Origin of the sequence: Trinickia soli (assembly GCF_002879855.1) — a bacterium.
Lineage (GTDB): Bacteria > Pseudomonadota > Gammaproteobacteria > Burkholderiales > Burkholderiaceae > Trinickia > Trinickia soli.
Genome location: NZ_PNYB01000034.1, coordinates 42,659 through 54,223, shown reverse-complemented (window position 1 = coordinate 54,223; position 11,565 = coordinate 42,659). Strand labels below are relative to the sequence as shown.

General features: G+C 60.5%; 8 protein-coding genes and 1 pseudogene. 6 read left to right on the top strand and 3 right to left on the bottom strand.

Features of this window, described 5'->3' with window-relative positions; translation table 11 throughout:
- Positions 1–196 precede the first annotated feature (196 nt).
- The 3 genes from C0Z19_RS25730 to C0Z19_RS25720 all read left to right on the top strand — a co-directional run bounded on the left by C0Z19_RS25730 (position 197) and on the right by C0Z19_RS25720 (position 4,560).
- Positions 197–1,282 carry an AraC family transcriptional regulator gene (locus C0Z19_RS25730; RefSeq protein ID WP_102612668.1) on the top strand — a complete coding sequence of 362 codons (1,086 nt, stop codon included), beginning with the start codon at positions 197–199 and terminating at the stop codon, positions 1,280–1,282.
- Between the two features lie 217 nt (positions 1,283–1,499).
- On the top strand, positions 1,500–3,290 hold the full coding sequence (locus C0Z19_RS25725; protein WP_102612667.1) for an acyl-CoA dehydrogenase: 1,791 nt from the start codon (positions 1,500–1,502) through the stop codon (positions 3,288–3,290).
- A gap of 82 nt (positions 3,291–3,372) precedes the next feature.
- Positions 3,373–4,560, top strand: a complete 1,188-nt coding sequence (locus C0Z19_RS25720; protein ID WP_102612666.1) for an acetyl-CoA C-acyltransferase family protein — start codon at positions 3,373–3,375, stop codon at positions 4,558–4,560.
- 30 nt (positions 4,561–4,590) lie between these two features.
- Here the strand turns inward: C0Z19_RS25720 and C0Z19_RS25715 are convergent, their stop codons facing one another.
- A complete protein-coding gene (locus C0Z19_RS25715) occupies positions 4,591–5,568 on the bottom strand; it encodes a LysR family transcriptional regulator (protein ID WP_102612665.1) in 978 nt (325 codons plus the stop codon).
- A gap of 104 nt (positions 5,569–5,672) precedes the next feature.
- Here C0Z19_RS25715 and C0Z19_RS25710 point away from each other — a divergent pair, with 104 nt between their 5' ends.
- Positions 5,673–6,908 (top strand): MFS transporter, encoded by a 1,236-nt coding sequence (locus tag C0Z19_RS25710; RefSeq protein ID WP_102612671.1) that lies wholly within the window; start codon positions 5,673–5,675, stop codon positions 6,906–6,908.
- Between the two features lie 4 nt (positions 6,909–6,912).
- Here C0Z19_RS25710 and C0Z19_RS25705 read toward each other — a convergent pair whose 3' ends face one another.
- A complete protein-coding gene (locus C0Z19_RS25705) occupies positions 6,913–7,827 on the bottom strand; it encodes a LysR family transcriptional regulator (protein ID WP_102612664.1) in 915 nt (304 codons plus the stop codon).
- 73 nt (positions 7,828–7,900) lie between these two features.
- Here C0Z19_RS25705 and C0Z19_RS25700 point away from each other — a divergent pair, with 73 nt between their 5' ends.
- The gene (locus C0Z19_RS25700) at positions 7,901–8,680 is read left to right on the top strand and encodes an NAD(P)H-dependent oxidoreductase (RefSeq protein ID WP_102612663.1); all 780 of its coding nucleotides are present in this window, start codon (positions 7,901–7,903) and stop codon (positions 8,678–8,680) included.
- Positions 8,681–8,922: 242 nt separating this feature from the next.
- Here the strand turns inward: C0Z19_RS25700 and C0Z19_RS28820 are convergent.
- Positions 8,923–9,063, bottom strand: a pseudogene (locus C0Z19_RS28820) (IS5/IS1182 family transposase); the annotation flags it as partial.
- Positions 9,064–9,289: 226 nt separating this feature from the next.
- On the opposite strand from C0Z19_RS28820, the gene C0Z19_RS25695 reads away from it, so the two are divergent.
- Positions 9,290–10,924 carry a methyl-accepting chemotaxis protein gene (locus C0Z19_RS25695; RefSeq protein WP_102612662.1) on the top strand — a complete coding sequence of 545 codons (1,635 nt, stop codon included), beginning with the start codon at positions 9,290–9,292 and terminating at the stop codon, positions 10,922–10,924.
- Positions 10,925–11,565: the final 641 nt, after the last annotated feature.

The following is an 11,565-nucleotide window of genomic DNA, read 5'->3' as shown; positions in this document are numbered from 1 at the left end:
TCACCCGTTGCCGCTCTCGTTCCTTCGCGCTCATCGACACTAGCCCTTCCACCGTGCCGCCCCCTCACGAACCAAAAGGGGACATTTGTACTTTGTTGGAAGGGGACATTACGACTTTGGGCTAACAGTTTTGGGGCTTGCCCTGGTGTCCCGATGTGCGCGTCTTTATACTCTGACGCTCGCATGGGAGTTGCGTATGCATCGATCCGTCATCGACGATTCGGGCGCGGCATTGAATCATGGCGTACCCGAACCGCCGAACGCCACCGTTCCGATTTCGCTCGTCAAGGCATTCCTGGCCGGCGCCGACGCTCGTCCGGAGACGATTCGTCGCTATCTGGACGAGGCCGGCATCGCGCAGGAATTGTTGGCCGAGCTCGGGGCGCGCGTAACGGAAGAACAGTTTTCGTCGCTCTATCAAGCGCTTGCGATCGCGCTCGACGATGAAATGCCCGGCTTCTTTAGCCGGCCGCTGCGCAGCGGCACGTTGAAGTTTCTCTGCCTGAGCCTGCTCGACGCGCGCAACCTCGATACGGCGCTGCATCGCTTCTGTCAGTTCTTTCACATCGTTCTCGACGATTTTCATATCGAGTCGCGACGCCACGGCCCGGTCGCGCAACTGTCGCTGCATTTGAATGTGGGGGCAGGCCATCCGGGGGGCGGCCATCCGGGGGGCGGCCGCATCGGGCCGCTCGGGCATGAACTGATGCTGAAGCTCGCGCACGGCGTGGGGTCCTGGCTCATCGGTCAAAACATTCCGCTGCTGCAAGTCGATCTCGCCTGCCCGCGCCCGGCGCACGCGCTCGATCACCGCTACTTCTTTTCCGGGCCGGTGCGTTTCGACTGCGACATGACGTTGATGCGCTTTAGCGTGGCCTACCTCGATTTGCCGATCCGCCAGAGCAAGCGCAACCTGCGCAGGTTTCTGGCGCGTGCGCCCGGCGATTGGATCTTCGGTTCGTTCAGCGAGCAGTTGGTCAGCCATCGGGTGCGTCAGTATCTCGCGGCGCAACTGCCCGATCTGCCGACGATCGAGCAGGCTTCCGCCAGCCTGCATTGCTCCGTCCGCACGCTGTGCCGCCGTTTGGCCGGCGAAGAGACGACCTTTCAAGCACTGAAGGACGAATTGCGCCGCGACGTCGCCATTCAACGGCTGACCGAGACGGAGGAGACCATCACGAAGATCGCTGGCGATATCGGGTTCGATGACCCAAGCGCGTTCCACCGGGCCTTTCGCCATTGGACGGGTAGCACGCCCGGCACCTATCGCCGCCGCGCATAGAGGCGCAATCGGCGGTAAGCTGGGCGAATTCACCGCGCTGGCATCGGGCGCCACACCGGCATGCATGGGATGGCCAGATTTGTCAGTAGGCGGTCCGGTTTCGTCAGCCGCTCGCGCCGCTTTCCCGCTACGATCTGGACAAAATTGCTGCAAGGTGGCCTCATATGTCATACCGTGCCCCGCAGCGCGTTCCATCCCTTCAATTGGACAGTCCGCAATGAGCTACGCCGCCCCGATCAAGGACATGTTATTTGTCTTGGAAGAATTGGCCGACATGGCCACCATCGCCAATCTGCCCGGCTTCGAGGATGCCGGTATCGACACGGCGCAAGCCGTGCTCGAAGAATCGGCCAGGTTTTGCGGGGAGGTGCTGGCGCCGCTGAATGTCGAGGGCGATCGCAATCCCAGCACCTGGAAGGACGGGGCGGTGACGGCGTCGCCCGGCTTCGCGCAAGCGTTCCGTCAATTTGTCGAAGGCGGGTGGCAGGGCGTGCAGCATCCCACCGAGTATGAAGGCCAGGGGCTGCCGAAACTGATTGCGACGCCTTGCATCGAGATGCTCAACGCGTCGAATCTGTCGTTTGCGTTGTGCCCGCTGCTGACCGACGGCGCCATCGAAGCGCTGTTGACGGCTGGCAGCGAAACGCAGAAGCAGCTTTACGTGCCCAAGCTGATTTCGGGCGAATGGACGGGCACGATGAACCTGACCGAGCCGCAAGCAGGCTCCGATCTCGCCCTCGTGCGCACGCGCGCGGAGCCCCAAGGCGACGGCACGTACCGCCTGTTCGGCACGAAGATCTTCATCACCTGGGGCGAACACGACATGGCCGGGAACATCGTCCATCTCGTGCTCGCGCGCACGCCGAACGCACCGGAAGGGGTCAAGGGAATTTCGCTGTTCATCGTGCCGAAGTTCCTGGTCAACGAGGACGGCACGCTCGGCGAGCGCAACGACGTGCATTGCGTCTCGATCGAGCACAAGCTGGGCATCAAAGCGAGCCCGACGGCGGTGTTGCAATTCGGCGATCACGGCGGGGCCACCGGTTATTTGATCGGCGAAGAGAACCACGGGCTCGAATACATGTTCATCATGATGAACGCGGCGCGCTTCGCGGTCGGCTTGCAAGGCGTGGCGGTTGCCGATCGCGCCTATCAAAAGGCCGTGGCCTACGCCAAAGAGCGCGTGCAGAGCCGGCCCGTCGACGGGTCGGCCAAACAAGCCGTGGCCATCATTCATCATCCCGACGTACGGCGTATGCTCGCCAGGATGCGTGCGCTGACCGAAGGCGCACGCGCGCTGGCGTATGTGGCCGCTGCGCATAGCGACATTGCCCATCACAGCGCCGACGAGCGGGCCCGTGCCGAGCATCAGGCGATCTACGAGTATCTCGTGCCGATCGTGAAGGGATGGAGCACGGAAATGTCGCTCGAGGTGACGAGCCTGGGCGTGCAAGTGCATGGCGGCATGGGCTTCATCGAAGAGACGGGTGCGGCGCAATACTATCGCGACGCCCGTATCCTGCCCATCTACGAGGGCACCACGGCCATTCAGGCGAACGACCTCGTCGGGCGAAAAACGTTGCGCGACGGCGGCGCCGTGGCGCAAGGGTTGTTGCGCGAGATCGATGCAACGCTGGCGGCATTGAAAGCGCATGACGATGCGACGTTCCGCGCGATCGCGACGCATCTTGAAGCGGGGCGGCAGGCACTGGCCGGCGTGGTGGACTTCGTCGTCAAGCAAGCCAAAGTCAACCCGAACGCCGTTTTCGCAGGCAGCGTGCCCTATCTGGAGCTGGCCGGCCTTGTGTTGTCGGGCTGGCAGATGGCGCGTGCAGCGCTGGTTGCACATGCGAAACGTGATGAAGATCGCGCCTTCTACGGCGCGAAGATCGCGACGGCGCAGTTCTACGCCGTGCATCTGCTGCCGCACGCGGTCGCGCTGCAAACGTCGATCGTCAGTGGAGCGAGTGCAGAAGGCGCAATTAATCTGGACGCCGAACAATTCTGAGTACGAACGGAATCGAAGCCGCCGATCGAACGCACAAGCATCGCGGCAACTTTGCAGCGAGACGGAAAACTGAGGAGCAGACATGAATAAGGAAGTGGTCGTCGTCGGCGGTGTACGGACCGCCATCGGAAAATTCGGTGGAAGCCTCAAGGATCTGGCGCCGACCGAGCTCGCGACGATCGTCGTGCGCGAGGCGTTGGCGCGCTCGAGCGTCGATGCGGCGCAAGTCGAACACGTCGTATTCGGTAATGTCATCCCGACCGAGCCGAAGGATTTTTATCTGTCGCGTGTGGCCGCTATCAACGCGGGCATTCCTGAAACGACGCCGGCATTCAACGTGAACCGCTTGTGCGGCTCGGGTTTGCAGGCGATCGTCTCCGCCGCTCAAACCATCGTGCTCGGCGATGCCGAGGTCGCGATCGGCGGCGGCGCCGAAAACATGAGCCGCGCGCCGTACATCACGAGCGATGTCCGCTTCGGTGCGCGCATGGGCGATGTGCGCATGATCGACATGATGCTTGGCGCGCTCAACGATCCGTTCCATGGCGTGGCGATGGGCGTGACGGCCGAGAACGTCGCGCGCAGGTTCGGCATCTCGCGCGCAGATCAGGATGAGCTTGCATTGGAATCGCACCGCCGCGCGGAACGTGCGATCGTCGAAGGCCGCTTCGAACGCCAGATCGTGCCCATCACGCGCCGTATCAAAGGCAAGGACGTCGTCTTCAACACCGACGAACACGTGCGCCTGAATGCGACGCTCGAGGATTTCTCTCTGTTGAAACCCGTGTTCGATCGCGAGAGCGGCACGGTCACGGCAGGCAACGCCTCGGGTATCAACGATGCGGCCGCTGCCGTGTTGCTCATGTCGCGCGAAGCGGCCGAGCGCAACGGCGTCAAGCCGATCGCGCGCCTCGTCGCTTATGGGCATGCCGGCGTGGATCCGCTGCATATGGGCATCGGTCCCGTGCCCGCCACGAAGCTCGCTTTGCAGCGAGCCGGGTTGTCCGTCGCCGATATCGACGTGGTCGAAGCGAACGAAGCGTTTGCGGCGCAAGCCTGCGCGGTCACGCGGGAGCTCGGCTTCGATCCGGCCAAGGTCAACCCGAACGGCTCCGGGATTTCGCTGGGACACCCGATCGGTGCGACGGGGGCTGTCATTACGGTGAAGGCGCTCGACGAATTGCAGCGGATCCGTGGGCGCTATGCCCTCGTCACGATGTGCATCGGCGGCGGCCAGGGCATTGCCGCCATTTTCGAGAATCTGCAATAAAACTGCGATCGATCCCGCAGCGAAGCCGTACTATTCGCCAGCGATGGCGATGGGTACGGCTTGCTTCATCAACGCGATGAACCGCAGCAATCTGGAAGGGTAGAACTGCGCGTGCGGATAGATGAGGTAGACAGGTAGCGCCGCCGCGCGCCACTTCGGCGCGAGATGGACCAGGCGCTTCGCGGCGAGATCGTCGGCCAACAGCCACGCTGAACTCGCGCACACACCGGTGCCCAGCAACGCCGCGGTGCGTAGTGCGTAAAGGTTATCGGTACTCAGGCGCGGGTTGATCTGAATCCGCCGCGCTTCGCCTGTCTCCTCGTGCGTCAGCGTCAATTCGGTTCGGTAATAGGTGCGCAGCGCCAGCCAAGGTAGCGCGGCGAGCTGCTCCGGCTCGTCCAGCGGACCGCTGCCTTCGAGCAGCGACGGCGCTGCAGCCACGATCCGCGATACATCCGAGAGCCGGATTGCGACGACGGTCGGATCGTTCGGCTCTCCCACCTGAATGGCGCAATCGATGCCATTGGCGATGAAGTCGCGCACATCATCCTGTAGCAACCACTCGACCGAGACGCGCGGGTGGTCGTTCAAATACCGCGCCAGCGGTTCGACCAACTTGTGTTGACCGAACGCGTGCGGCACGGCCACCCGCAACATGCCCTCCGGTTCCTCTTGTGCGCCGCGCACGTCGGCCTCGAACGAAGCCCAACTCGCCAGCAATTCTTTGGCGCGCTTGAAGCAGCGCTCGCCGTCCACCGTCAATCGCATCGTGTGCGTCGACCGTTGCAGCAGCCTTACGCCAAGCGACCGTTCGAGCGCCTGCAGCCGGCGGCTGACGGTCGGTTGGGTCGTTCTCAGTTGCGCGGCAGCCGCCGATAAATTGCCGGCCTCGACTATACGCACGAAGGTTTCCATCAGCTGAAAACGCTGGCTGGCGCCATCGGCCGAGAGTGCAGGCGATCGCGCGGTGCCGTGAGCGGCGGCGGAGTGACGGAGTTTATTGGTCATGCGTGCAGCGTATAACAAATCTGCCCGTCACGGTACTACCGGCGCCGCGCGACTGCGGTCACACTCGCGTCCATTGCTTCGAAACGTCAATAAGGATGGAAAAGATGACTACCTCGCAGACGATACGTGTCGAGCCGTCCGGCCGGCATGAAGCCACTCGCGCCGGCGTGCCCGCCGCGCCGTTGAGTCACCGCCTCGTCTTGCTGCTGGCCGCGGCAGCGGGGCTTGGCGTCGCCTCGCTTTATTACAGCCAGCCCATGCTCGGCATTCTCCAGACAGGGATGGGCACATCCGCGCGGGTTATCGGCATGGTGCCGATGCTGACGCAACTGGGCTACGCGCTCGGCATTTTGTTGCTCGCGCCGCTCGGCGACCGGTTCGACCGGCGGCGTGTGATTTTGATGAAGGCGACCGCGCTTGTCGGTGCGCTGCTGCTTGCGGCGGTGTCGCCCTCGATCGGGTGCTTGCTCCCGGCGAGCTTTGCGATCGGCTTATCGGCGACGATGGCGCAAGACATTGTCCCTGCGGCCGCGACGCTTGCGCCCGATGCCAATCGCGGCAAGATTGTCGGCACCGTGATGACTGGATTGCTGCTCGGCATCTTGTTGTCGCGCGTCGTCAGCGGCTTCGTCGCCGAGCATTACAGCTGGCGCGCAATGTTCGTCGCCGCGGCCGCGAGTGTCGCCGCCATTGGCGTGGCTGCTTGGCGCGGATTGCCGTCGTTCAAGCCGACGACGCATCTGTCGTATCGCGCTTTGATCGGCTCGCTTGCACACCTGTGGTGGCATCATCGCGCGCTGCGCCGTGCCGCGTTTGCGCAAGGGCTGCTTTCGATGGGCTTCAGCGCATTCTGGTCGACGCTGGCGGTCATGCTGCACGATGCGCCGCTTCATCTGGGCAGCGCAGCGGCTGGCGCATTCGGGCTGGCCGGTGCGGCCGGTGCGCTGGCAGCGCCGATCGCGGGGCGCTTGGCCGATCGTCATGGGCCGGAGTGGGTGACACGTATCGGCATTGCGATCGCGACGGTCTCGTTCGGGGCGATGGCATTCGGTTTGACGATGACGCCTCACGCGCAGTTGGTGTTGCTCGCCGTCGCTACGGTCGGCTTCGACCTTGGCGTGCAAGCCACGCTGATCGCCCATCAAACGATCGTCTACGGCATCGATCCGGCATCGCGCAGCCGCTTGAACGCGGTGTTGTTCGTCGGCATGTTCATCGGCATGGCAGCCGGCGCGGGCTTGGGGAGCCTGGCGTTGGCGCAGTGGGGATGGGCAGGCGTGATTGCGATGAACGTGACGACATCCTTGGCCGCGCTCGCCGTGCGCGTGTGGCCGCGCTGAAACGCTACCGCACCGACGCGACGATATGATCGCGCAGCCACTGATGCGCGGGGTCGCGATGGACACGTTCATGCCAGAGCATGGACATTTCGTAACCGGGGACGTCGACGGGGGGCTCGACGATCCTCAACGCAGGATTCCCATGGACGAGGCGCAACGGCGCCATCGCAACGAGATCCGTGTTCACCACCGCCGATATCAGAAACAAAAAGTGCGGGACCGATAACGCGACTCGCCTCGTCAGCCCCAATTCGTTCAGGGCTTCATCGGTGACGCCGCGAAACCCGCCGCCATCGGGCGACACGATCACGTGTTCGAGCTTGCAAAACTGAGCGAGCGTGGGACGCCGTTTCAAGCGGGCGTGGCCCGCCCGGCCGATCAACACATAGCGTTCGGTGAACAGCGTGCGTCGACGCATGCCCTCGGGCGCGCCCACCGTCGTATGGAAGGCGAGGTCGATCTCGCCTTGCGCCGCTTGCTTCTCCATACGCGGCGGGACCATTTCGACCACCGCAAGCCGGGTGTTGGGTGCCGATGCTCGCAAGCCGCGCAGCGCCGGCAACACGATCGTGGATTCGGCGTAGTCCGTCGCTGCCAACTTCCATGTTTGATCGGCCTGACCCGGGTCGAATGGCCGAGCCGGGGCGACAGCGCGCTCCAGTGCATCGAGCGCCTCGCGCAGCGGTGCGCGAAGGTCCTCGGCGCGTTGGGTCGGGCGCATGCCGCGCGGGCCCGGCAACAGCAACGGATCCTTGAAAATATCGCGAAGCCTGGCCAGTTGAACGCTGACGGACGGCTGCGAGTAATGCAGCCGTTGCGCGGCGCGCGTGACGTTCAGTTCGCCAAGCAATGCGTCCAGTGTGACGAGCAGGTTCAGGTCGAGGCGTCGAAGGTGATTATCCACAGTAATACCTGCTATTTCAGGAATTCATTTCTACTATACCTCGACGAACCGTAATCTTCGCCTCTACTACTTTTTGGAGGCTGGTTCAATGAACGTCCTGATCGTCTATGCCCATCCCGAGCCGCGATCGCTGAACGGCGCGTTGAAGGATTTCGCGGTGCAGCGCCTGGAAGCAGCCGGGCACACCGTGAGCGTTTCCGATTTATACGCGATGAAGTGGAAGGCCACGCTCGATGCCGACGACAACACCGCCCATGTGCCGGGTACAGTGTTCAACGCTTCGCTCGCCTCGAAACAGGCGTTCGTCGATGGCACGCAAAGCGACGACATCGCTCGCGAGCAAGAGAAGCTGAAATGGGCGGACGCCGTCATTTTGCAGTTTCCGCTCTGGTGGTTTTCGATGCCCGCAATTTTGAAAGGATGGGTTGAGCGCGTCTACGCATATGGATTTGCGTACGGCGTAGGCGAGCATTCGGACCACCATTGGGGCGATCGATACGGCGAGGGCTCGTTGGCCGGCAAGCGGGCGATGCTCGTCGTGACGACCGGCGGATGGGAGCCACATTACGGTGTGCGCGGGATCAACGGGCCCATCGACGATCTGCTGTTTCCGATCAATCACGGCGTGCTGTTCTATCCCGGCTTCGATGTGCTGCCGCCGTTCGTCATTTATCGAACAGGAAAGATGGACGAAGCCAGGTTCGCGCAGAGCGCCGATGCGCTGGGGCGGCGACTCGACGAACTCTGGAGCACGAGGCCTATTCCCTATCGGCGCCAGAACGCAGGCGATTACACCATTCCTGAATGCACGCTGCGGGAAGAAATTGCACGGGGACAGGTCGGATTCGGTGCGCACGTAGCGCACTGATTTTTTGCAGACGACCCGTCGCGCTTGCAATAGAGACCGTAAATTTTTCTTAATGACGCCGATTTAAATTTCTTGTTCGACTTTCGAAGAAGACGATCCGACAATGAGAGTATCGGAATCCGACCAAGACTGTCGCGGCGGTGGGCGGTCTCAAGAATCAAGTGCAACATTTAGCCACTCCAGCGGCGGCCAACTCCATCGCGCATCGCATTGATCTTTCCGTGCTTGACGGCCACGCGCTACTGCAGCGGCTCACCTTGCACGTCGCGCTTTTCAACATCCGTGTCGGCGGCATCGCCGAGCGTTTCATTTCCATGCCCGTGCGACAAAGCATGCGCTTGCGATACGTCCGATACGTTGGTCGGCGTGCCCAACAAAGTATGAAACTATGCGCGAGCGTTGCTACGCGACGAAGGCGGTGACTTGACTTATGTATAAAGAGGTGCTTAAAAGCACCCGTAATCCCGAGTGCTGGTCAAATTTCCTCTGCGGCCTCTAAAGAAAGAAATCATCATGCCGTAATATCAATTGGATTTTGACTGGCATTGTCGGATCGGCAAGCATGCGCGGGTCCCGAGAATTCTTCATATTTAAGCATAGAGGGACGTCATGAACATCGTAAATCGATTAACTCTCGCCCTGACTCTCTTTGCCGCTTCGCTGCTGGTAAGTGGAGGATATGGAGTATGGCAATTACATCAATCACAATCCCGTTTTGAAAATGTATACAGCAATGTTCTTCCCGCGATAACCAGTCTCGATGCCATTACCGCCAGTCTGACTGATATCCGCGTATTTCTTTATCGTCATGCGATGACGCCGGATTTGGAAGGAAAATCAAAAATCGAGGAAGCGGTCGCGGCAAGAAAAAAGACGCTGGATGAGCTGGTTGAAAAATATTCCGTTGCAGATCATGCCGATAAAAATGAGCGCGCGTTCTCCGAGGCAAACAAAGTTAATCTCGATAATTACAAAGCGGCCACACTGAAATTCATCGAGGTATCCCGTTCCGGCGACATGGATACCTCCAGAAAAATGCTCTTTGGTGATGGTCCTTTGGATGCGGCGAGCAAGAAGCTACGCGCCGGATTGGCTGCGCATATGGCTTACAATATGAAGCTTGCTGGCGACTTGCACAACAAAAACAATGACGCCTACCAGCAATCCATTTTGGCACTATCCGCCGGGATCGGCCTGATTCTTTTCGTTGTTGGAATTATCGCGTTTCGGGTTTTGATGCATATCAGATTAAGTCTACGCGGCATGCAAGCTGCTTTGCAGCAAACTAGTCGCTCACTTGATCTCACTCTTCGTGCGCCCGTAATCCGTATGGATGAAATAGGGCACACCGCAACCGCATTCAATACACTCATGTCTCGGGTTGCCGATGCCTTGAGTTCAGTTCGGAGCTCGACTGATTCCGTCTCTACGGCGTCAAAGGAAATTGCGAGCGGCAATACGGATCTTTCCTCCCGAACTGAGGAACAAGCCGCGTCGCTTGAACAAACCGCATCCAGCATGACTCAACTGACCGAGACCGTGAAGCAGAATACGGAGCATGCATTGCAGGCAAATACGCTTGCAACAAATGCAACCAGCATGGCCGATACTGGCAATGATGCCGTTCAAACTATGGTTGCGACCATCAATAAAATTAGCGGAAGTTCAAGCAAAATTTCTGAAATTACTGGTGTAATTGAGGGTATTGCCTTTCAGACAAATATTCTGGCGCTCAATGCCGCTGTAGAAGCTGCGCGTGCTGGCGAACAAGGACGAGGCTTTGCCGTGGTCGCGGGCGAAGTCCGGAGCCTGGCCCAGCGTTCAGCCGCTGCGGCAAAGGAAATAAAGGATCTGATCGGCTCGTCCGTTGCCATAATTCAGGATGGCTCAAAACAGGCTGCTGAGGTGGGGGCGACGATGGATCAGGTCAGGCGGGCCATCAAACGGGTTGCCGATATAGTCAGTGAGATTGCCGCCGCATCGGAAGAACAAAGCCGCGGCATTGACCAGGTTAATCAAGCCGTCAGCCAGATGGATGGAGTAACGCAGCAAAATGCAGCGCTGGTCGAGCAGGCATCCGCGGCAGCGCATTCTCTGGAGGAGCAAGCGACAGCGCTGAAGAACGCGGTGGCTGTATTTAAAGTCACCGACACAGGGTTATCGACGGCGCGCGTGGCCGCTCCTCAAAACGAGGTGTTGAGAATGCCATTTCCCAGTGGACATGCGTTAGCGCGCTCCGTTTAAGAAGCGTTCCTCGAAAAATCCCATCGATCTCGTTATCACGTCAAGAATTGCCGATCGGCGCGCTCGTCGGCAGTCGTCACGATGGGTAACGCGATGAACTTCCCCTCCGACATTTCACGGAACGAGGGGCTTCTTTTCGTTCTGCTGAGGGGGCTTTCATTCATGCCGATTCTACCGCCCCCGGACCTCGTCTAAGAATCAAACGACACGACAACCAGTCTGCTGCCCGGGGGGGCTGAAGAACGCTTGTAATCGCACCTTCCGATAGCGTGCCTGCCTTCCTGCAACAACTCTGATTATCTACAGTGTCGCCGCCGGCGATCCAAAGCTGGCGGACACCGGTAGACGAGCTGGGCATAACCGGGAACTGTGCCTGAAAGCGATTATGCGCTGAAGACCATAGGCCCTTACGTTGTTCATTCTCCGGGTAAGGGCGAGGATGGACCACGCGGACAGATTGTTCCTGTCGCGTCTGCTGCATGTAGGTCGATCTTTCTACAAATTATTTCGGGATGCATGCGCCCGCCCCGCGAACGCCGGCGATTTCCAACGCGTCCTGATCCGAGCGGTGCGCCGCAAGCGCGTCTGATACGCGAATGCTGAACTGTGACCCGAAGCGCATGAGCTTCGGGAGCGGTGTC

What these genes read in the sequence shown, in the direction of transcription:
- C0Z19_RS25730 (WP_102612668.1), top strand. Translation starts at nt 197, where the DNA reads ATGCATCGATCCGTCATCGACGATTCGGGCGCGGCATTGAATCATGGC.
- C0Z19_RS25725 (WP_102612667.1), top strand. Translation starts at nt 1,500, where the DNA reads ATGAGCTACGCCGCCCCGATCAAGGACATGTTATTTGTCTTGGAAGAA.
- C0Z19_RS25720 (WP_102612666.1), top strand. Translation starts at nt 3,373, where the DNA reads ATGAATAAGGAAGTGGTCGTCGTCGGCGGTGTACGGACCGCCATCGGA.
- C0Z19_RS25715 (WP_102612665.1), bottom strand. Translation starts at nt 5,568, where the DNA reads ATGACCAATAAACTCCGTCACTCCGCCGCCGCTCACGGCACCGCGCGA.
- C0Z19_RS25710 (WP_102612671.1), top strand. Translation starts at nt 5,673, where the DNA reads ATGACTACCTCGCAGACGATACGTGTCGAGCCGTCCGGCCGGCATGAA.
- C0Z19_RS25700 (WP_102612663.1), top strand. Translation starts at nt 7,901, where the DNA reads ATGAACGTCCTGATCGTCTATGCCCATCCCGAGCCGCGATCGCTGAAC.
- C0Z19_RS25695 (WP_102612662.1), top strand. Translation starts at nt 9,290, where the DNA reads ATGAACATCGTAAATCGATTAACTCTCGCCCTGACTCTCTTTGCCGCT.